General features: G+C 35.8%; 20 protein-coding genes and 1 tRNA gene. 9 read left to right on the top strand and 12 right to left on the bottom strand.

The window, feature by feature from the left end; translation table 11 throughout:
* The first annotated feature begins 63 nt into the window (after positions 1 to 63).
* On the top strand, positions 64 to 1,044 hold the full coding sequence (locus M900_RS05940) for a helix-turn-helix transcriptional regulator (RefSeq protein WP_021273799.1): 981 nt from the start codon (positions 64 to 66) through the stop codon (positions 1,042 to 1,044).
* Here M900_RS05940 and M900_RS05935 read toward each other — a convergent pair.
* The 5 genes from M900_RS05935 to M900_RS05920 form a co-directional block, all read right to left on the bottom strand.
* Positions 1,031 to 1,501 (bottom strand): hypothetical protein, encoded by a 471-nt coding sequence (locus M900_RS05935; RefSeq protein ID WP_034731578.1) that lies wholly within the window; start codon positions 1,499 to 1,501, stop codon positions 1,031 to 1,033. The two genes, M900_RS05940 and M900_RS05935, sit on opposite strands and share 14 nt — an antisense overlap.
* 125 nt (positions 1,502 to 1,626) lie before the next feature.
* Positions 1,627 to 1,821: a DUF5522 domain-containing protein gene (locus tag M900_RS17545; protein WP_021273892.1), complete on the bottom strand. Its 195-nt coding sequence runs from the start codon at positions 1,819 to 1,821 to the stop codon at positions 1,627 to 1,629.
* Between the two features lie 218 nt (positions 1,822 to 2,039).
* A complete protein-coding gene (locus tag M900_RS05930; RefSeq protein WP_021273923.1) occupies positions 2,040 to 4,886 on the bottom strand; it encodes a hypothetical protein in 2,847 nt (948 codons plus the stop codon).
* A 2-nt stretch (positions 4,887 to 4,888) separates the two neighbouring features.
* Complete coding sequence (locus M900_RS05925) at positions 4,889 to 5,242, bottom strand: hypothetical protein (protein WP_021273807.1); 354 nt, start codon at positions 5,240 to 5,242, stop codon at positions 4,889 to 4,891.
* A gap of 1 nt (position 5,243) precedes the next feature.
* Positions 5,244 to 5,684 carry a hypothetical protein gene (locus M900_RS05920; protein ID WP_021273840.1) on the bottom strand — a complete coding sequence of 147 codons (441 nt, stop codon included), beginning with the start codon at positions 5,682 to 5,684 and terminating at the stop codon, positions 5,244 to 5,246.
* A 263-nt stretch (positions 5,685 to 5,947) separates the two neighbouring features.
* Between M900_RS05920 and M900_RS17005 the strand changes: the two genes are divergently transcribed.
* Together M900_RS17005 and M900_RS05910 are read left to right on the top strand one after the other, a co-directional pair.
* Positions 5,948 to 6,511 (top strand): TetR/AcrR family transcriptional regulator, encoded by a 564-nt coding sequence (locus M900_RS17005; protein ID WP_021273855.1) that lies wholly within the window; start codon positions 5,948 to 5,950, stop codon positions 6,509 to 6,511.
* A 198-nt stretch (positions 6,512 to 6,709) separates the two neighbouring features.
* On the top strand, positions 6,710 to 7,120 hold the full coding sequence (locus M900_RS05910) for a hypothetical protein (protein ID WP_034731570.1): 411 nt from the start codon (positions 6,710 to 6,712) through the stop codon (positions 7,118 to 7,120).
* Between the two features lie 106 nt (positions 7,121 to 7,226).
* Here the strand turns inward: M900_RS05910 and M900_RS05905 are convergent.
* Positions 7,227 to 7,302: transfer RNA gene (locus M900_RS05905), tRNA-Ala, on the bottom strand.
* Positions 7,303 to 7,363: 61 nt separating this feature from the next.
* Positions 7,364 to 7,810: a DUF4430 domain-containing protein gene (locus M900_RS05900; protein ID WP_021273814.1), complete on the bottom strand. Its 447-nt coding sequence runs from the start codon at positions 7,808 to 7,810 to the stop codon at positions 7,364 to 7,366.
* 178 nt (positions 7,811 to 7,988) lie between these two features.
* Here M900_RS05900 and M900_RS05895 point away from each other — a divergent pair, with 178 nt between their 5' ends.
* Positions 7,989 to 9,353, top strand: a complete 1,365-nt coding sequence (locus tag M900_RS05895; RefSeq protein ID WP_021273816.1) for an HAD-IG family 5'-nucleotidase — start codon at positions 7,989 to 7,991, stop codon at positions 9,351 to 9,353.
* On the opposite strand, the gene M900_RS05890 is transcribed toward M900_RS05895, so the two are convergent.
* A complete protein-coding gene (locus tag M900_RS05890; RefSeq protein WP_021273900.1) occupies positions 9,350 to 10,327 on the bottom strand; it encodes a histone deacetylase in 978 nt (325 codons plus the stop codon). The two genes, M900_RS05895 and M900_RS05890, sit on opposite strands and share 4 nt — an antisense overlap.
* Before the next feature lie 30 nt (positions 10,328 to 10,357).
* Here M900_RS05890 and M900_RS05885 point away from each other — a divergent pair, with 30 nt between their 5' ends.
* The 3 genes from M900_RS05885 (at position 10,358) to M900_RS05875 (ending at position 13,466) form a co-directional block, all read left to right on the top strand.
* Positions 10,358 to 11,407, top strand: coding sequence for a hypothetical protein (locus M900_RS05885; protein WP_021273806.1), 1,050 nt, complete (start codon positions 10,358 to 10,360; stop codon positions 11,405 to 11,407).
* A gap of 120 nt (positions 11,408 to 11,527) precedes the next feature.
* A complete protein-coding gene (locus M900_RS05880; RefSeq protein ID WP_021273796.1) occupies positions 11,528 to 12,649 on the top strand; it encodes a saccharopine dehydrogenase in 1,122 nt (373 codons plus the stop codon).
* Between the two features lie 7 nt (positions 12,650 to 12,656).
* A complete protein-coding gene (locus M900_RS05875) occupies positions 12,657 to 13,466 on the top strand; it encodes a hypothetical protein (protein ID WP_034731567.1) in 810 nt (269 codons plus the stop codon).
* On the opposite strand, the gene M900_RS05870 is transcribed toward M900_RS05875, so the two are convergent.
* Positions 13,467 to 13,763, bottom strand: coding sequence for a hypothetical protein (locus M900_RS05870; RefSeq protein ID WP_021273839.1), 297 nt, complete (start codon positions 13,761 to 13,763; stop codon positions 13,467 to 13,469).
* A gap of 98 nt (positions 13,764 to 13,861) precedes the next feature.
* Entirely contained in the window at positions 13,862 to 14,788 is a 927-nt protein-coding gene (locus M900_RS05865; protein ID WP_021273912.1) for an aldo/keto reductase, read from the bottom strand.
* 82 nt (positions 14,789 to 14,870) lie between these two features.
* Between M900_RS05865 and M900_RS05860 the strand changes: the two genes are divergently transcribed.
* On the top strand, positions 14,871 to 15,893 hold the full coding sequence (locus tag M900_RS05860) for a phosphorylase (RefSeq protein ID WP_021273821.1): 1,023 nt from the start codon (positions 14,871 to 14,873) through the stop codon (positions 15,891 to 15,893).
* Positions 15,894 to 15,896: 3 nt separating this feature from the next.
* Positions 15,897 to 16,907 carry a spore photoproduct lyase family protein gene (locus tag M900_RS05855; protein ID WP_021273955.1) on the top strand — a complete coding sequence of 337 codons (1,011 nt, stop codon included), beginning with the start codon at positions 15,897 to 15,899 and terminating at the stop codon, positions 16,905 to 16,907.
* A 2-nt stretch (positions 16,908 to 16,909) separates the two neighbouring features.
* Here the strand turns inward: M900_RS05855 and M900_RS05850 are convergent, their stop codons facing one another.
* The gene (locus tag M900_RS05850; RefSeq protein ID WP_021273899.1) at positions 16,910 to 17,833 is read right to left on the bottom strand and encodes a hypothetical protein; all 924 of its coding nucleotides are present in this window, start codon (positions 17,831 to 17,833) and stop codon (positions 16,910 to 16,912) included.
* The gene (locus M900_RS05845; RefSeq protein WP_021273801.1) at positions 17,817 to 20,240 is read right to left on the bottom strand and encodes a hypothetical protein; all 2,424 of its coding nucleotides are present in this window, start codon (positions 20,238 to 20,240) and stop codon (positions 17,817 to 17,819) included. Before M900_RS05845 ends, M900_RS05850 begins: the two co-directional genes overlap by 17 nt.
* Positions 20,241 to 20,304 lie beyond the last annotated feature (64 nt).

Raw genomic sequence — 20,304 nt, 5'->3', positions numbered from 1 at the left:
AACACAAAAACTATTTTCACTCTATTAATTTATTTATTTAGTCCACTATGGTATGTAACCAGCATGACAACATCAGAAATCGCAAAACTAATTTTAAAAACTTTAAGGGCCGATGTAACTCAAGGCCAGATAAACGAATACTTCGGCTATACCTTTAATCAAGCCTACCGCTGGGAGTCAGGAAAAACAAAAATCTCATGGGAGGATTTCTATAAGCTAATTAGCCTCCTAAAAGTAGATACTTCCACATTGAACAATAAATATCTAAAAGTTAAGGGAGACATTTCCAACGGAACTTTTCTTTTTAATGAACTCACTAAAAACTTTTCAAATGAATTTATTCAAGGAAGCTTAAACCTATCAGCGGCACAACTTTTAAACTTAAGATCGGGGCGAACGGTTGTACTACTTGAGCATGTTTTGGACATAGTCCAAAATCTACTTTTTCTACTATCTAATTTTGTCTTAGATATCTTAGATGGTAAAAAGATCCCTGAAGAATTTAAGGAATTGTCCTCATCAGAGATAGATATTCAAAACTTTACAGAGCAATATCCACAAAGCCTACTACTCCCGCCCCTTGTATGCACTAAAGCATATAAGGACCTAGAAGTGCACAATGATGAACTTATGATGAAGGCCCTGAGAGTCAGCAGAGAAGAGATAAACTTCCTGCTTACAAAAGCACTACAATTTTCACTGCTTGATATTGAAGGTAATAAATATATAACAAAAAAATCGGTACAACGTCATCCTAGTAACGATGAACAGAACTCAATCCATCACTATGTATTTGATTATATAAATGAACATAAGAATATTGATAATTGTTTCTTTGACTCTAATCAAAATATTGTAAAAATGACTATTGCAAACCTAACAACATCACAAAAAAACGATCTTGAAGAGCTTACAAAGTTACACTGGAACAAAGTAAAGGAAATATTATACAGCCCTAAACAAGAAGAAATTGAAAATGGAGATGAAAACCATGTCTATATCTCGACAATCACCTTACACCAGATTTCGTCTACTCCTCAGTGAAACATTTTACAACTTTTCTTAAATAAGTTGTTTCGATATAAACTTGATATACTCGCTGGATGGAGTTCTTTAGAGAAATTCTCAAGGCAGCATGACCGTATAAATGAGTCGTCTTATTTGAAGGAGAAAGGTTAATGTTAGTCAACACGATCTCTCCTAATTCTTCAACAGGAATTATTTCATTTTTAACACCTCTAATTTCTTTTATTACATGCGTAGCAGAAAGTGGTCCAATTGTATTTAAAGTATTTCTACAAACGTCTTCATCATTAAAGAATCTTGCCAAGTTTCGAAGCTTAGCACTTGAGTAGGCTTGTTGATTGATCTCTTTCAATTTTTTGTGGACAGTTAAATCTGCTGGTCTAAAAATCAAAACCGTAGCACCAAGCATTGAACTAAAAAATAATAAGCAAAGTAAAATAGACAATGATTTGTTTTTTACAAAATCAGACGACATATACAGGTGACCTTAAAACAATAAATAGAATTCCAACCATTGTCTCCGTCACTTCACATTTTTCAATACCCTAATTCGACAAAACGAATTGCAAAATCGAGATAGTTTCAAAAGATAATGGATTATTAACTTCTTTTTTTAAAGCCCCATGGACAATGTCGGCAACCATCCTTACAACACTTTCTCATTCGCTTAAGACGGACTTCTGTAGAGACAATCCCACCAGTCACCGGATCACGATAGTAGTCTTCACCATTCTTAATGGCCTCGGCATGCAGTTGTTGATATTGTAGTTTAAGATTTTTCTTTTTGCTTTTCACTGAATAATTCTATACAGCCACGATTAAAGAGAATCAAGAAGATTTAAACACATCCCCCACTGTTGACATCTAATAAACGATAAAGAAAGAAATAACAAAAATAGAGGATTAGATAAAATACCGCCCATCGAGGAGATACTCTATTGTTCTCTTACTGACCAATCTTCTCTCTGGAGATTCTCATCATACATAAAGCACAAATATTTTAAAATTCAGTACTAAAAGTTTGATAAAGAATGAATATAATTTCGTTCAAAAGCTCTTGAATTAACTCGAGGTAATGACCGAGCAGAATTATAAATCATATATCGATACATACTTGAAGCGGGCATCCCCTCTTCAGCCTCAATTGACTTTTCATAAGTATAACCGAACATGTTTTCCTTGGTAATTTGTAACCAACCTAAAATCTCTTTAGAACTCGGATGTTGCTGTAGTTTAGTTAAATTATTTCGATCTTTTAAACTTTTTAGCTCAATATTAAAACTACTAGTATCGTCTCCGACCTTTAAAACACAACTATCTCCACAGATAACTTTTAGATGATTACTCTCAGAAATATTCAAGCTTTCCTCTACAAGAAAATCTTTCCTTATTTCAATAGCTCTTTCAAAAGGTGAAGATCCTCTTAGCTCTGAATAATATGAAATCCCTGATTTTTCATACATCTTATTAGTTACAAAATAAGCTAAAAAATTGTCCTTAATTACTTCAGATTTGTCTAAAATTTTCTGTATAGTATCGAGCTTCGTTCCTGCATTAAGATGTTTATACATGAGAGGTAATAATATTTGACCTGTCAGAAGATTCATTTGTACGCTAACAGTTTGTAACAAAACATTTATATGCTGTAACGATTCATACCCCAAAGAGTTTTTACCACTTCCTGAGATACTTAAAAGCTCCTCTAAATTCTTAGGAAAGTCACCATTATAAGTAAGATCAAAGTAAGTGAATATTTGGTTAGTAATTTTTGAAACTTCAACCACAGCTTTTTGAGACAAAGGGTTATTTAATAGTTTTCCCAACTCCAATCGTCTATCATAGCCCTGCCACTCTTTACCTGAAAGAACTCTCTGATAATGGTTATTTTCTGTTATAAGCTTAGAATATCTAGACAGTGTTATGGGATCATCAATTGAAACTAATCCTAAAGTAAAGAATCTTTCGAACATCTCCTCACTATCTGCGAGCTCCTGAAAATACTTTACAAGTGGCTGATATAACTCTTTAACATATTTATTTTTTACATCATCTTCATCAAGATTTTCATATGTTTTACTTAGCAAAACAGAAAATAAACTATCCTGTTTATATTTACTAAGTATCTCAGAAATAGCTCTACATTTGTCAAATTGTGTTCTACGAGTTTTAAATTGCTGATGCCTTGCCATTATAGGGCTGACACTCAAAGGTTCGTTCAATACATTATTAAGATTTGAAATAAAAGCATTACAAGCGACCAGAGGTGTTCTAAGCCCCTCTTTGATTCCAGCTTTATTATCTTTTACATCTAGTCTGACTAATTCTACTTTATCGTATAAAATATTAGTCGATTCATGAATCTGACGACTAATTAATTCTAAACTCTTAAGAATTTCTTCCTGCCCTTTTAAAATTTTTATTTGATTTTCCAAAACTACATCAAGTTTTTTATTAATAATGCCCAATGACCTCATTATTTGTTCATGCCTTATTCCGTTAACATCTCTTCTTTGCCCGAAAATTCCAGTAATAGCCACCGCGGCTCCTAAGAAGTCAGGACTTGGTGACAGTAATTTTGTCGCTGCATTAAAAGCTGAAGTTCCAATATTTATTGCATTATCAAATTTACCAAGATTGATCCCTAGATTTGATGCTATTTGACTAATTTGACGAGCACCGTTCAAAAAGTCTCCTACATCTGTTTGAAACTTTAATTGCTTAAGTAGTAGCTCCTTCTTATCCTCCAGCATATTATTACCATAGGCCCCACTTTTTAAGGCCATTAATTTTTGTGCCGGAGACATTTGGCTGAACATAAAGTCTTTAACAAATTTTAGATCTTTTTGATTTTCTAAAATAAGCTTTTTGTTTTGACCAATTGATTTCGTATTCTCTTCTATGGCGCCAGTCATTTTACTCAGTTTATTATTAATTTCTCGCTGACCAACACCCATCTCTTCCTGAAGATTTACTAGATTTCGACCAAAACTCTCTAATCCTTTCCCAAAGCTATTAAGACGATTACCAATTGCGACGATATTCTCTTTATTTTCCTCAACATTATCACTTAGGTTATTAATCGATTGCTTTAATTGCATTAAGTCTTTTGTGTTACCTTTTACGATATTGGACAAATTAGTAACCATAGCATTTCTAAGATGCGCCTCTTTTTGAGGATCACAATTATCACACACCTTCAAAGTATTAAGATAATCTTGTAATTGAAATCTTTCATCTATTTCTCTTAAGCTATCAGGGGTAAGATCGGCCAACAAATACAGAGCTTCTTCATCTACAACTGTTTTTAAAACAGCACCAAGCTGGTTAATCATTTCTTCCTTAGTAGCCTTTTGCGCATTTTCATAAAACTGATCAGACATCTCTGTTGCGACATAACCAGCAGCAGCTACCGCGACAGGAGTCAACACCCCCATCGAGCCAACAGTTGCTCCGGCAGCAGCAACAGTAGTTAAAACAACAACACCACCTTTAAAAGCACGATTAAGACCTTGAGAGATATTTGCGTTAGAATAATTTTCTAATTGTTGATCATATGAGCTATAGGTTTTTAAAAAATTATGATAATTTTTCTCTACAGGTTTTTCTGCCTCTAAAGAATTTAGGCCATAAAAATCGAATACATCACTATCTGTTGCAATCTTATCGAATGCTTCTTTCTCCCCTTCACTAAGTAGTTGATTCACAACATTCAGCGGATAGCTATACTTTAATTCTTCACCAATAATAATCTTTACTTGATCACTATGTCCCTTTCCATCAATAAACAGGCTGGACTTCTCTAAAGATGCGAATGAATTGAGTGTTAAAGTTAGAGATAGCAAGTAAGGATAAAATTTCATCTTTATTCCTTTGATTCCAGTATTGCATTAAATCCATTTACAAAATCTGAGTTCGTCGAATCTAATTTGGTTAGAGCCTGATTGACTTTTTTCATAATTTCTCTATGAGACTTAGTGTTAACTTCTTTCAAAGAGCTTTCAAGTTTTTGATTAATTTTATTTGCAATGAGTTGGGACTTTACCTGACTAGGACTCCCCCCCCACTTTATACAGATCTCTTTTTGGTATGGAACTTCAGCACAATTATTAAAGCATAGAGCTTGAGTCTTTAATATTGCATATTCATGACAAACTTCATCACCAACAAGTGCAAAACAATTAAAAGATAATAAGAACAAAAAAACTATCGACTTCATATTATCTTTCCTCATTTTTTTGTTTATCTTTTAATGTAGATAACACGTTTGATAGAAATTCAGACATAGTATTCGTATACGTTTCAATCAGTGAATATGTATCTTTCGCATAGTTATTTTGTGCTTCAAGATTCGTTTCTTTTAATTGAGATATAATTCTATCTGAGATAGATTTAGCAATAATTTCTGCTTGATGCTCTGAAGGACTTGGCGACCAGGAAATACACTTTTTTTCTATACGGTTACATTCATAAAATCTTCTATGACCTGTACCGCTTGGTGTTGAACAGTTCCATACATTTGTAAAAGATTTATCTGGAGTGTGCTCAGGAAACCTCGTGACTTTATTTATTAGGGACCATTCTACACATGTCTCATCACCAACAAGAGCATATGTGTTGATCGCCATAAAAAACATAAAAATGACAATTATAGGTTTCATGAGTATTTTCCTCCAAGATATTTCTCAATTCTTTGCAAAAACAGAACCAAAAAAGAGGTCGAGATTTCAAGAAGTTAAATAATTGAAGTGTAAATTATTTAGTCAATTCATGATAAAAGTAACAACCAACATAATATTTGAATAGCGAAATTATCTAGATAAAAACAACAATAACCTCCCGTACTAGATTTGATCAGATTAGCTTTTAACATTGTTTTAACCTACCCCTTTACAGACCGAATGGTCGGTTATAAAGTTTAAAAATGGATACAAAAGAAAAGATTATTACAATAGCGACAAAAATTCTCACAAATGAAGGACACAAGTCTCTGACCACAGCAAGGCTCGTTGAAGAGACGGGTATTTCTAAAGGTGGAATTTATCACCATTTTGAAAGTATTGATGAAATTTTTTTCACAGTAGCTAAGAATATCACGAGCGAACTGACGATGGCCTTTTCAGAGCTAGAGTTCAAAGACATCAACCACTTTCACTCAGTACTTATTGATTTTGCTTTTGATGACTTTCAAGAGCAAAAAGTACTTTATAGCTCCCTCCTCTACTTTATTAGCAATACCTCATGTGATGACAAATACAAAGGGCTACTACAAGAATGGCTCAATAATTCAATTGAAGAATGGGCAAACGTATATGCCAAAAAATTTAACATCAAGATATCAAAATCTCGACTCGATGAGGTCTGTCGAATGATTGACATGCATTTTTGTGGCCTTGTTGTTCATCGCATTCTGATCGAAGACTGTTATGCATACAAAAAAACAACTAAAACATTCTTTAAAATGATTATGGCCGAATATTTCTCATAAAATAACGACAAAAAAGATATGCATAAGATTATTGCCTTGGATACTTCGCTAAGGTGTAGGATTGTTAGGTCATCGAAAAGTTTACATGCTCTGTAAGAATTTCAAAAAAATGAACTATGGCCCCAAATCATTGTATAAGAAGGCAAACAATTCTGACCCATTTAGGGGTTGAATATTGAATTTTAGGTCGAGGTATTTATGAAGATATTAATTTTTGGGTTACTGATGATGAGCTCATTTTCAATTTTTGCGCTTGAGAGAATCACATGCGATGCAGAAGGCTACTTCTGGAATGACAATAAACTTATTGGCACAATCATGATTAAATTTCCCAACCAAGAATCAGCTGAAATTACCACAAAACTTGTAGAGATATTAGTAGATGACTCTAAAAATCCAGTCAACGTGAACCTCTCCTTTTCAGAATGTGAAGCAAAAGGAATAAGTGCAGGTTTTAAGCAAGTATCGATATATTGTCCAAAACAGGGAGCAGATTCTTTAACAACCATCGTATTAAGCAAGGATCAGTCAGGCAAATTCACTGAGGGCATTGCTGAATTCAAAGAAATTTTTTCTACCGTAGAATTAAAAAACTGTATGTCCAACTAATCGGATAGTGACTGAGTTAGTGCTCGTTAACCACCTGAAGCAATTCTCACATCATTAAAGATCGATCTAAAATAAAAAAGGAAACACTTAGTTTCCTTTTTTATTTTGGTGGACCTTAGCGGGATCGAACCGCTGACCTCTTCGCTGCCAGCGAAGCGCTCTCCCAGCTGAGCTAAAGGCCCTGAGAATTTGTCATTAAAGACTAGTAAAAAGATACTCAGTTATTTCTTCAATGACAAGATATTATTGGCAAAATTGCTCTGGCTTAAGAGTATTCGTATAAAGATATTCTGTTGCCCAAACACCCGTATCGTAAACAACATAACCGTAGTACCAAATAACACTATCACTATTTGATACTATTACTTCATGTGGGTAAACATCTGGTACATTACCATTGACTGAAAAAACCCAACCATGACTTCTCATATACGTATCAGATATAACTTCCATCGCATCAAGTCCAAATGGTGTATTGAAGATTGATTGCATATATGCAGTTGCACCAATATAAGGCACTTCATTTTTGTCAAAAATATCCACAGTTAACTGGCCTACACTGACAGGTAGTACATATTCGACTTTCTCATGAAGTAACGGCTCATCTTGACACGGGCCAAAGACCTTGAAATCAAGAGCAGAGACAAACTGACAAACAAATAAAGTAGTAAGTAGAACGATCTTTCTCATATATGACACCCCTAATAAGTTGATGACCTGTTCATAACTTAAAAATGACCGAATATCTAGATTTAATCGAACTCTAACGCAATTATAAGACTTTACACTTTAAAATCATTCTATATATACTAGTAGGTCCCCCCTATTATTGATTACCGGGGAGAAAAAAATAAAAAAGTGAGGAAATATGCCAGTCTATGTGAATAGAACATTAAATATGAAAAAAATTAAGGCCATTGGTTTCGATATGGATTACACACTTGTTCGTTACAAGTCAGAAGCATTTGAAAAGTTTGTTCATGGCCTTGTACTACAAAAACTTGTGGAACTTAAAAACTACCCACAAGAAATTACAGATCTTAAATTTGATTTCCAACTTGTTATTCAAGGTCTTGTTATCGACAAGCCTAAGGGTAATCTTCTTCAAGTATCGCGTTTTGGGAAAGTGAAAATTGCTCATCATGGTCTTGAGCCAATCCCATTTAAAGAGCAGCACGAGCTGTATAAGAATAAAGTTATCGATCTTCGTTCTCCAAACTTTCAGTCAATGGATACAAATTTCTCAGTTTCTAACGGGATTATGTACGCTCAACTTGTTGACCTCAAAGACAAGGGAATGGATCTTCCAGACTACGCAAAACTTGCAGATGATATCAAAGAAGCTATTGACGTTGCTCACTCTGATGGTTCTCTCAAAGAATACGCTGTTGCTCATATTGAAGACTTCATCGTTCAAGACCCAAATATCGTAAAACTTCTTGAAAGGTTTAAGCGTTTTGGAAAAAAACTAATGGTTATCACGAACTCTGAATGGTGGTGGACGAAGAAGCTAATGGAATACACAATTAATCCTTTTCTAGAAGAAGGTGAAGATTGGAAAGATCTTTTTGAAATCGTAGTTTGCCTTGCGGGAAAACCTCGCTTCTTTACTTCAAAGAATATGTTCTTAAATATCGATCCAGAAACAGGATTAATGAGCAACGCTGAAGGCAAAATCACTGAAGGTATCTTCCAAGGTGGTTGGGCCGGAAAACTGCAAGATGACTTAGGGCTTGATGGAGAAGAGATTCTCTACGTTGGTGACCATATTTTTGGTGACGTTCTATCACTCAAGAAAACATTTAACTGGAGAACAGCGCTTGTTCTTGAACCACTTGAAGAAGAGCTTGAGGCCAATAAGAAATCAAAATCAGTTCAACAAGAAATTGATAAGCTTATGGTTTCAAAAGAAGAATTAGAAAGAAATCTTAATATGATTGAAATTTTAAAACACGAAGATCCAGAAAATTATAATAAGGATGATATCAATAAGGTTTACGCAGAAATTGACCGTGTGAATACTCAGATTTCTGATCTACTCGATAAATACCGTGAATTCTACAATCCGTACTGGGGAGAGATGATGCGTGCAGGACAGGAAGAATCTCGTTTTGCGGACCAAGTAGAAAAGTATGCTTGTATTTATATGACAAGAGTATCTGATCTTCTTGACTACACACCAAGAACTTACTTTAGGCCAATGAAGAGAATCATGGCCCACGAAGAGCTCTAATCGAGCTCACTTAAAGAATAATCGAGGAATTGCCAAAAGACCTCGTGAGTTCTTTTTCCATACCCTCCGGCCATCACCCAGGCCTGAGGGATATTTTTTTCACGAAGAAAATTAAAGATAAAAGAATCTCTCTCCTTCACTTCTTCTAAAGTTAATTTGATCTGATTAGCACTTTCAAGTTCATCATGCTCGTAAACATCTGCCCCATGAACAACAATACAAAGATCAACGTCCCCAGTTATATTTTGAAATTCAACAACCTTTTCTTTGAAAATTGACAGGTAGTCATCTTCTAGAAGAACACCTACGTCCAAATCACTTGGTGTAAAACTCTTTGAGTCTTTGTCCCCATCAAGTGGCCAGCCATTTTTCATATGGATTGAGAAAGTCTTAATAGAATCATCACCAAAACTCACTTCAGCAGTGCCATCACCTTTGTGAGCATCCATATCAATAATCATCGCCTTCTTGATGATTCCTTCTTTTTGCATCTTTCTGATTGTTAAAACCATGTCGTTGAACATACAAAAACCACCAGGAGTAAAACTCATCGCATGGTGCATTCCACCGCCCAAATGATAACAGAACTTATTTGTTAAAGCTCTCTGACAAGCTTCATAGGTTCCATTTACATGGAGCATGGCCTTATCGATAAACTCAGAGAGAGGTTTTTTGGCGCTATTTGGATCGTAGCGATTATAACTTCCATCCGCTTTAATCAATTCATAAGTTTTTAACACAACCTGATCAGGATTATTTCTGACGAGATCAAGATATTCAGGAGTATGACAAAGCGACAAATCATCAAGCGTCAAGTGCTGATAACTATCCTTTGCCGTTTCTTCAATTTGATATTTTGCCTTCGCATTCTCAAAAGGAATTGTCACTCGGTCATTGCGCATTGGAATGCCGATTCCATACTCTTCATATGACTGTAAGCTTAGGCTTGTGTAAACAACAAATTTTTTCTTCACAGGGATTCCGATTAAATTTATAATACTTAGATGAAATACTTTATCTTATTAGTGTTATCACTAAATTGCTTTGCCATCAAGAATATTAGAAGTGAGCTCAATCGCTTTCGTTTGCTAAAAGACCGCTCAATCATCGACAGAGAACTTCTTTCACCATCTCACCAATCCTTCTTTGAACTTGACCTCAACGTTTCTTCAGGACTAAAAGACTTAATTGGAGATATTTCTACTTCTACTGATCAGAGCTCTGAGTCTGATCAAATAACAGAAACAAATAAAATCTTAGGAAAGAATGTTAATACAGAGAAATTTCTCCAGGCATATATCGAACTAGGAGTTCCACTCCCTTATATCCGGCTGTCGAATTACGATATTTTACCAAGCCTCTTTGGAAACTTCTCCGTTGGAACATCGATCTCCATCAACAACCAACTCAATGCCCTTGCACCGGAAGCCAAAGTCTATCTACAGAAAGAAATGAATTATGGACTAAGCTCTTTGATTAGATCGAGACATAATCCTGAATATATTTTTAAGACATCAATCTATATGAGTGAACGTTCAGACCTTGATGTGACAAAGAATGCCACAGCCGTTGCGACAGATAATGATCTCATCTCTCTTGATGATATTAAAAAAGTTCAAAAAGATTATGTCCTCGATTTCGGAGTCACAAAGCAAACACAGACAGAAAAGTTTCATTTTGAGGTAAAAGACCTACGAGTACTAGATGCAGGAAGTGAAGTCGATAATAAGATCGGTAATGCTCCTCTCTTTCACTTTAATTACTCAAAGACTTATGAACTTAATCTCGTCAAACTAGAAGCAATCTATGGAATCTTCCATCGCCAAAAGTACTCTGTTTTTGATGGTCTCTATGCAGGCTTTAAGATGAAATTCACTAAAGAATCTCCACTGCGCATGCTCTTTAAAATTGATACAGACTTTCTAAGCTATCGCTTCGGTGCGACCTTCAAGCACTTCAAATTCTTCTACGGCTTGAAGACTCCCTACAACAATCCACAAGATGATATGTGGGTATCGGCCATTCACCAAATTTATCTTTCTGTACCTTTTTAATAATTTCAGGTAATTATATTGTTAATTTCTTGAAAATATTTCAAAAAATGATGTACAACCCCATGAATTGGGCTATATAAATATTTGGTATTTAATTTTAAATACGATGAGGAGTCTATTTTGGGAAAAACTGTTTGGCTAAGACACGAAACGAAACCATTTGAGAGAAGATCAGCTCTCACACCAGAGGCCTGTCGTACTCTCGCAATGCTTGGTCACGAGGTTATTGTCGAATCATCTCCAAATAGAATCTATACAGACGAAGAGTTTAAGCGTCTCGGACTCAAAATCGTTAAGCCTAATTCTTGGATCACTGACGCGCCAAAGGGCGCCATCATTGTGGGTCTGAAAGAACTAGAAGATCAAGATTTTCCTCTTATTCATCGCCATATCCACTTTGCTCACGTTTACAAAGGCCAAGAGGGATCAACAAAAATGCTTACTCGTTTTATCCAAGGCGAGGGAAAATTATACGATCTTGAGTACCTAACTTATGAAGACGGAAAGCGTATTTCTGCTTTTGGTGTTTGGGCCGGATTTGTTGGAGCGGCGCTTGCTGTAAACACATGGAGTTTTAATCAGAAAGGACTTCACTATAATGACAAAGCGCCATTAGAAGAATGGCCAAATAGCCAGGCATTAATCACAGAAGTTCTCTCACATTTTGATGAACTGAATATGAAGCCTCGAGTTCTCATTATTGGAGCAAAAGGTCGCTGTGGTACAGGAGCAGTTAAGCTTCTGCGCTCAATTGGCATTGAGCCTGTTTGTTGGAGTACGAAAGACACTAAAGGAATTGGCCCAATTCCAGAGATTATAGATTTTGATATTCTTATCAACTGTGCTCTTGCAAAGAAACCGAGACCCCCATTTTTAAATGCAGAAATTTTAAAGGGTGAAAGAAATTTAAAAGTTATAAGTGATGTTGCTTGTGACCCAACAGGTCCTTGTAATCCACTTCCAATTTATAATCAGATTACAACAATGGATATGCCAATCCTTAATATGGATTACAACGGTGAACTTCTAATCACGGCGATTGATCACCTTCCATCCCTTCTTCCAAGAGAAAGTTCAGAAGATTACTGTGAGCAACTCCTTCCGCACCTCATTGATTTCCTTGATAATAAAATAGAGAATTCTCCATGGGAAAGATCCCTTGAGATTTTCTATCAAAAAACAATGGAGCTTGGTATTAAGGATGAAGTTATCATTGATCCTGACTCAAACAAGTTAATGTAAACCACAAATGTTAAAGAAAGCTTCAATTACAGTTATTGTCTTCGCACTCGGTCTAATCCTAGGAAAGAACTTATTTTCAAAAACACCAATGGTAGATACGAATTCAGAGTTTACTGAATCTATACGCCAAAAACTTCAAGCACCAGATGCTGATCTCTCGAAAGTGTTCTTACTCTTACTTGCTAATATGGGACTAAGCCTTCAAGAAAGAAACGCTATCGTTATTCTTGAGAAATCAGAATATGAGGACCTAGGAAAACAAATAGTAAATCTCACTCAAAAACTAGAGGCATCTAAACAAGAAGCGATGAAGGCATCGATGAAACAAGTTGAACTTGCAGTTCCAGCAATGCCCGAAGTAGAAACTCCCCCTCCTCCATTTTCTTTAAATTTAAATACTCTATTTTCAGAGCTTAAAAAGAGCTACACGCTAGTTAGGCCTATATATATCGACAATGGACAATACAATTTTATTGTCGATAAGAATGTCTATTCCGATCGCTACCCTGTTTATGCAGTAAAGATGGAAATGGATCTTACTCATACCGGTCACTACTTTAAAGGAAATATCAAAATTGAATTAACTGATGGCCAGAAAGTACTCCACACGAAGACACAAAAAGGAGTCAACAAGGACCTTCTCCTAGTAGGAGAAAATAATGTAGCAATACAGATAGAAAAATATCTAATCACTTTTCAATTAAGTAAAGATTTTGATCGCAGAGAAAAACATTCTCTAAATTTAAAATCAGGGGAATTATATTTCTTGGGAGATAGGCGCCCAATTAAAATGGGCCACCTAAACCTTCTCGACTAATTATCTATTTTGACAAGAAACCTTCACATCACTTACAAATGTGTGCCCATCATTAGACTCATAGGCAACCGTCGTTACTTCATACCCCGAGAGTTCAAGATATTTTGCACTCGCAATTTCTCTTTCAACCGGTGATTCTGACTTAGTCTTAACATGACAAAAAATTAGGTTTGATGTTGGGTTCTTGATACTTACAAAAGTCTTTCCACTAACCTGAATCTTCTTTACTTCAGGTATAACAGCAGGAGCTGCAAAGATCATTGGTGTTACTAGCATTGATAAAAGTATAGTCTTCATGTCTTACCTCTTAATTTAAAGACGAGGGCTAGATACACCCACGCTTTAAGCTTGTAAACATTCTAACAATAATAAAATTATCACCAAGTAAATTATTCCTAAATTTTTGATAATTCTTCAATCAGCACTGGATCAACACGTTTTTCAAGAGCATCAAGAAGACCATCAAGCTGATTGGCATTTCTTGCCCCGCAAAGCACAGTCGTTACTTCCTTTAGAGAAAGATTGTAACTTATCGCAAGTTCAAGAGGTGTATGCTCTTTTTCCCTAAGAATCGGAGTGATTATATCCATCTTCTTAAACTTAGACTCCTTATCCATCTGCTTCCACCAAGGTGCCCAAGAACGACAATCATCGCGATCAAACTTACGATCCCTGGTCACACGCCCGGTAAGAATTCCCTTATCCAGAGTCCCCCAACTCATAAAACTTGCACTAAATTCTTTGCAAATAGGAAGTATTGAATCAACACTCTCCCTTTCAAAGAAGTTTAATTGAGACTGTATAGTCTCAATCTTAGCAACCTCACTGGCCAATATGAAGTCTTCTTTATTTGTATTGCATAGGCCAATATGTTTAATCTTTCCTTGAGCCTGTGCTTTTGCCAGAACCTCCATAGGTCTTCTAATATCGACTCTCGCATCTGGCCAGTGAACCATATAAAGATCAATATAGTCACTATCGAGATCTCTTAGAGATTGAATGAGCATCGACTCTGTCACCTTCGGGTCATTGCTCATATCCACACGCTTATTCTTGGCCCACGTCACACCAGATTTTGACACAATAAAGACTTCATCCCTTCTCTTTTTAAAGGCCTTTCCTATTCGTTTTTCAGACTCACCAAAGCCATAAATTGGAGCAGTATCATAGATTTGAATTCCGCGTTCTTGAGCGTAGTGAAGAAGCTTAATCGCTTCACTTTCAGAAATATCCCCAAATCCGTACCCAGCACCTTCACCTGAGATACTCGCTCCGCCAAAACTTATTGGTATTTTTGAGAATTTTGATAAAAGGGTTTCCAAAGGGACCTCCAAAAGTGGACTTAAAATCAATTAAATTATATAGATGATAACAAAGTTATTAGCAATCGTTAAGGTATCGCCCATGAAGCTTCTAGTTTTTGCCCATCGTGGTGAAGCGCAAATTTTCCTGAAAAATATACCACTAAAATCTCATCCGAGGTTGAATGAGCTATATATTGGCGAAAATGAGTCTCTACTGATTGTCGGGGAAGGAATTTTCGATTCAATGAGCAAACTATCTTTTGCCCTTGGTCTCTTAACCAGCGTGGAAGAAATTATAAATATTGGGATATGTGGAGCTCTGACACCATCAATAGAGCTAGGTTCGATTCACGAAGTAGCACATGTATACTGTGAGGATGAGTTTAAGTCCTTTCCCTGCTCATCTCTAAGTAAAAGCTCAACAAATTGTATTACTGCGAAAGAAAGAGTTCTCACAACTTCGAAAGCAGGAGAGCTAAACAATATTGCACCACTTGTTGACCGTGAGCTATGGGCCCTTTGCAAGGTAGCAAAAGATTTTGGGAGATCGATTAGGTCAATCAAACTTGTCTCAGATCATATTAAAGAAGCTGCAATCTGTGAATATATCAAAGAGAATGCTGAAGACTATAGCGATAAGCTTTTTCATCATTACCTGACACACTTCAAAGACAGCAGTGAAGAACTACTCTCTTCAAATTATAAAGTATTTGAAGATAAAAACTTCTACTTCACAGTCTCCTTGAAAAGATCAATCACAAATCTTATAGATTCACTTCTAAACAAGTATCCAAACTTAACAGAAGATACTCTACTTCAAGATATAAAAGTCGAAGAGATAAAGTCCCAGGACTTACTCCCTAAGATGCGAGCAAAAGAACTCGAGGACTCCCTAAAAAGAAAACTTTATCCTCTAAAGTATAAAATTAATAAAGCATTAGAAGATCTTAAAAGAGAAATTAACACTCAAGATATGGTTATCAAGTTTGATGAATCCCTTGAGAGACCAGGCCTTAACCTTTCAGCACAAATAAGCTCCAAAGAAGACTTTCAAATCAAAATGAATCGCCTCGAAAAATTTAACTGGGCTAAACTCAACGAGATCTTTGAAGGAAAATTTTAGCTTATGATAGGAAAAATATTCATTGAGAAAGAACTTATTCAAGATGATTATGCGAGAAGAATTACAGATTACTTCAAGAAAGCTGAGGTTATCGAAATTGATAACTACACCGACTACTTTGGGAAATACAAAAAGCCATATCTTGAGAAGAGAGAGAATCTCAATCTTTTTATCGCAAAGAAGAAAGGAAGTCTTGTAAAAGAGGCCCCTGATGCCTATGGAGTCAGTGGTGCCCCACATTACTACTATATTCATGCCTATAACTGTATCTATGAATGTACTTACTGCTATCTTCAAGGCTACTTCGATTCGCCAGATCTTGTTTTCTTCGTCAATCATCAAGACATAGTTGCAGAAATCGAAGCGACAATCCTCGCTCATCAAAAAAAATCGACCAAAGAAATCTGGTTCCATGCTGGCGAGTTCTCTGACACACTTGCGCTTTCCCATGTGACAAAGGAACTTAGCGACTACTATGATCTCTTTGTGAAATACCCCAATGCCTTTGTTGAGCTACGTACAAAATCAGTAAACACGAAGGAAATCGAAAAACTCACTCCAATACCAAATATGATTACCTCTTTCTCCTTATCGCCTGATTCTCGAATAAAGGATCACGACCTAAAAACACCAAGGCTTAAAGCTCGACTTCTGGCGATAAAAAGACTCTATAATTTAGGACATCCAATTGGTATTCATCTTGATCCGATTATTTACACAGAGGGAATTATTGAAGAGTATGAAGTGCTTATCAAAAGCATTAGCGAAGTTATCCCTCTTAACCAGTTAGAGTATATCTCAATTGGGGTTGTTCGGTTTACGAAGGATGTCTTCAATCAAGTTAAGATGAATTATCCAAACAGTGAGTACTTTTATTCTGAGCTCACAAAGGGACAAGATGGAAAGATTAAATACCCTCGTCCTATTCGAATGTGGATAATGTATAAAATAAGAGACCTCTGTCTTAAACAAGGATCTATTGATAAAACAACATATCTGTGTATGGAAGATTGAGTTTAATTTTGATATTCAGGAAAGTACTTTTTCGTAATTCCGCTTACCTCTTCAGCAATATAGTCTAGCTCTTTAGTGTACTCATCAAGCTTGCTGACTGGGTTTCGAATACTCTTATCATTTCCAAAGTCATAAAAATTATCTTCAAACTGTGCTATTCTCCCATAAACACCATCAAGTTCAGACAACAACGCATCCCTAAGTTTCGAATCTTTTGATAATGAAGCTGCTACGCGAATAAGATTCAAGCTATATAATAAATTGTCGCTGAGGCGATCAGTTTGCAAAGCAAGCTCACTTGTTTTAATTAAAGTCGATCTAATAATTTCAACTTCAGATTCATTAAATCTCTTTTCATCAAAAGCTTCAACAACAGTATCTAAAAAAATTGGAAGTCTATTCTTACGACAAATCATCAGTCCATTAAGGTTATTAAAAAATGTTTCAGTAGAAATTGAATCAACTTCAGAATAAACATCAATCATCATGGCCATAACACTCGAAACAGAGGCCCTACCAGTAATTTTGCCTAATACATCAGACAGCACCGAAATAACTTCTTCGTTCGATTTAAAAAGACCCGCTCGTGGATCAATTATGTCCTGATCTTTTAAAAGTTTTTCCGTAGTGTTCTTACATTCACGATCTGCATTTTTCAAAGACTCAAATGACCCCTTTAAAATATCCGCAACCTTTTCTTCAGTCATTCCTTTATCATTATTGATCTGGGCCCTCTGCACTTCATCGGTCTTTTTTTCTTCAACACCAGTATTAACTTCAACTTTTATAATCTTGCTAACATCTTGTTGCTTATAAAACTTTCGAAGTGAGTTTGGCCGAACCTCGCGGTGAAAGTAAGCATAAAATGAATACCCTACCGCGACGAGAAGAATAAGAAGTGCAATATTTCTAATAGATTTTTGCATTTTCAATTAACTCTTTTCTATGGCGACGTTGCTGCTTCTTTCTTTCTCGAGATAACTTATTTTCAATAAAGAAGTAATCTAAAGCACAAATCATCTCATCTTGTGATTTAGTAAGCTTATACTCATAAGCTTTTAAGAATTTCTTCCCTCTCTTTACAAAATCAGACCAAACGAGTTTATTTGTTCCCTTCACTTCTGTCAGGACTTCTGACTTACATGTGTCATAGATTTCATGAAGAAATTTATTCGACTCCTTTGATCTATCAACAAGTGGAAGAACTCTAAAACAAAGTTCAGTTTTTACACGGCTAGAATTATTCTTATCATTAACTGACTTAATAATTTGTTTTTCAAAAACATCACGAAGTGAGCTCATCGTCTTTCTTGTAATATCTTTACTTGAATCAAGACCAGTTAAAACCTGTCCAATCGAAACATTTGAAGACTGCGAAAGACCTGTGGTTAATCTTTCAATCAGGTCATCACGAGTCGCCCGCAGAACATCTTCTACTCGAGAAGAAAGTTCTCCTCTTTTAAGCTTCGCCTCGAGTTCCATTGAAACCATGCTGCGAATTTTTGAGAAATAAATGTCATTGCCACGTTCTGCAAGCTCTAGGATATCAGTGATACAAGTCGATAAAACGAAGGCCTTCTCTTTTCTTGCTGAATCAATAACAATAAAAATATCCTGATCACGGGATTTATTACATTTCTCAGGAAGATCCACTGAAGAAATCGGTCTTGGATTTGAAGCCTCTTTAACCAATCCGATCACCATTTCAGTGAGTTTGATTGTCTCTTGAACATCTTCAATCTGAAGAGAGTATGAATTCATCCATGTCGGAGCGTTATCCTCACAAAACTCTGGTTCATCCTCACACGCAATTTCTTTAAGATATGAAATAACCCTTTGCCCATTATCATAAATAGCGTCAAGACCTTGAAGCGCGTTTGGCTTATTGCTGAAGTTTCTATTGGCCAAAACAAATAAACCAACAGGATCAAATGATACAGTTCTTGCTCTAAGAACATTTACCTGATCAAGTGTTGCAGCAACAATTGTTTGAGCATTAGCATATGCTGTTTGCCAATTTTGACGATTAAGTTTTATTCCCTTCTGATCCAGATAAGTTTTAAGACTTGGACATGCTGTTTGCACACCATCAACTGTACATTCACTTGGAATTTCATTAAATCCATAAAGCTGGAAAAGTAAATCGGTCTGCGTTCGAGCTGTAAAAATTGGATTTTGTACATCACTGTGACAATCTGATGAATAACAACCACCTTCAGAGGTTGTTGGATTTAAAGTCGATGGGTTCTTCATTATATATGAAAGACCAACAATTGATCCATAGACAGCGTTTGATGTTAAATTTGGCTCATTAAGGGTATCTAGCTCACCATCCTTAATTGTCTTATATCCTTGCATATAACGAACTATACGACCAAGAAGCTCTGCTTGGAGAATCGGCTTTTCCCTGTCTGTAAGATCGCCTTGCGAAGTGATTGGAGACCCCGCAAAAACTTGAATAAGCCATTCATCAAGACCTTTAATATAGTAGTTTAAAAGATCCACACCTTCAAAAATAACTCTGTCTTCATCATTTTCATCTGAAACATAATCATTGAATAGATTCTGTGTTTGAAGGGCACCACAATAATTTTTAGTCATTGCTTCAGAAACACAACGAATAGCCTCTGGCCAAAGAATACTATCTGCTTCATTTAGAAGAGAGGTATATTTTGCATCATTAATATAGTTAGAAACAGATTTTACAACAGAGCCTGACATCGATAGATATAATGAACTTGCCGGAGAAGTAAAAAGACTCGCGATTGATAAACCATTTCCAAGTAGTGTTCCATAAAGGCTATCTGTCTTAGATAAACACTGGTTAGAACCGTCAACAGACGAGAGAAGTTCATTAAAAGAATTTAAAAATGCCTGGCTTCCTTGTTCAAAGCCCTGGCCCATTGACTCAAAACGTACGATTTCAGAATCCATTGCAACAATTGCGGCCTGGTTAGAGAAAATTTCTTCCTTCAAGAAAGCAATATCTTCAGCACTCAGGTTAATTTGGTTCTGAGCTAAATAAAAAGTATAATCCGCAACTAGTCTTTCTTTTGTTTGTTTCTCAAGCTTTGCCTGACGATACAATTCAAACTGTGTATATGATTTTTCAAAATTAGCCAAACTCGTTAGTGAAGTTGTTGAACCATAACACTTCTCTCTCTCTTTGAGCTCAAGTAACACACTCTTATAATTATTCAGTAATAAAGTAGCTGAAGAAGAAAACGAGACAACGTTTGGGCATTGTGACCTAAACGAAGAAAGTAGTAGCTCTGCAGGATCGACTGCGGCAAAAATATTTAATGAGATAAACAAAGAAAAAAGAAATTTCATGCTCTTCCTTTAAAATAGTTATTTTGTCTGACTAAAAAGTTTGGTTATTAGAGCATTGATTTTA

The sequence above is a fragment of the Bacteriovorax sp. Seq25_V genome (genome assembly GCF_000447795.1).
Lineage (GTDB): Bacteria > Bdellovibrionota > Bacteriovoracia > Bacteriovoracales > Bacteriovoracaceae > Halobacteriovorax_A.
The sequence above is the reverse complement of the archived record's forward strand: the minus strand, read 5'-3'. Positions and strand labels throughout refer to the sequence as shown.

What these genes read in the sequence shown, in the direction of transcription:
- M900_RS05940 (WP_021273799.1), top strand. Translation starts at nt 64, where the DNA reads ATGACAACATCAGAAATCGCAAAACTAATTTTAAAAACTTTAAGGGCC.
- M900_RS05935 (WP_034731578.1), bottom strand. Translation starts at nt 1,501, where the DNA reads ATGTCGTCTGATTTTGTAAAAAACAAATCATTGTCTATTTTACTTTGC.
- M900_RS05930 (WP_021273923.1), bottom strand. Translation starts at nt 4,886, where the DNA reads ATGAAATTTTATCCTTACTTGCTATCTCTAACTTTAACACTCAATTCA.
- M900_RS05925 (WP_021273807.1), bottom strand. Translation starts at nt 5,242, where the DNA reads ATGAAGTCGATAGTTTTTTTGTTCTTATTATCTTTTAATTGTTTTGCA.
- M900_RS05920 (WP_021273840.1), bottom strand. Translation starts at nt 5,684, where the DNA reads ATGAAACCTATAATTGTCATTTTTATGTTTTTTATGGCGATCAACACA.
- M900_RS17005 (WP_021273855.1), top strand. Translation starts at nt 5,948, where the DNA reads ATGGATACAAAAGAAAAGATTATTACAATAGCGACAAAAATTCTCACA.
- M900_RS05910 (WP_034731570.1), top strand. Translation starts at nt 6,710, where the DNA reads ATGAAGATATTAATTTTTGGGTTACTGATGATGAGCTCATTTTCAATT.
- M900_RS05900 (WP_021273814.1), bottom strand. Translation starts at nt 7,810, where the DNA reads ATGAGAAAGATCGTTCTACTTACTACTTTATTTGTTTGTCAGTTTGTC.
- M900_RS05895 (WP_021273816.1), top strand. Translation starts at nt 7,989, where the DNA reads ATGCCAGTCTATGTGAATAGAACATTAAATATGAAAAAAATTAAGGCC.
- M900_RS05885 (WP_021273806.1), top strand. Translation starts at nt 10,358, where the DNA reads ATGAAATACTTTATCTTATTAGTGTTATCACTAAATTGCTTTGCCATC.
- M900_RS05875 (WP_034731567.1), top strand. Translation starts at nt 12,657, where the DNA reads ATGTTAAAGAAAGCTTCAATTACAGTTATTGTCTTCGCACTCGGTCTA.
- M900_RS05870 (WP_021273839.1), bottom strand. Translation starts at nt 13,763, where the DNA reads ATGAAGACTATACTTTTATCAATGCTAGTAACACCAATGATCTTTGCA.
- M900_RS05860 (WP_021273821.1), top strand. Translation starts at nt 14,871, where the DNA reads ATGAAGCTTCTAGTTTTTGCCCATCGTGGTGAAGCGCAAATTTTCCTG.
- M900_RS05855 (WP_021273955.1), top strand. Translation starts at nt 15,897, where the DNA reads ATGATAGGAAAAATATTCATTGAGAAAGAACTTATTCAAGATGATTAT.
- M900_RS05850 (WP_021273899.1), bottom strand. Translation starts at nt 17,833, where the DNA reads ATGCAAAAATCTATTAGAAATATTGCACTTCTTATTCTTCTCGTCGCG.
- M900_RS05845 (WP_021273801.1), bottom strand. Translation starts at nt 20,240, where the DNA reads ATGAAATTTCTTTTTTCTTTGTTTATCTCATTAAATATTTTTGCCGCA.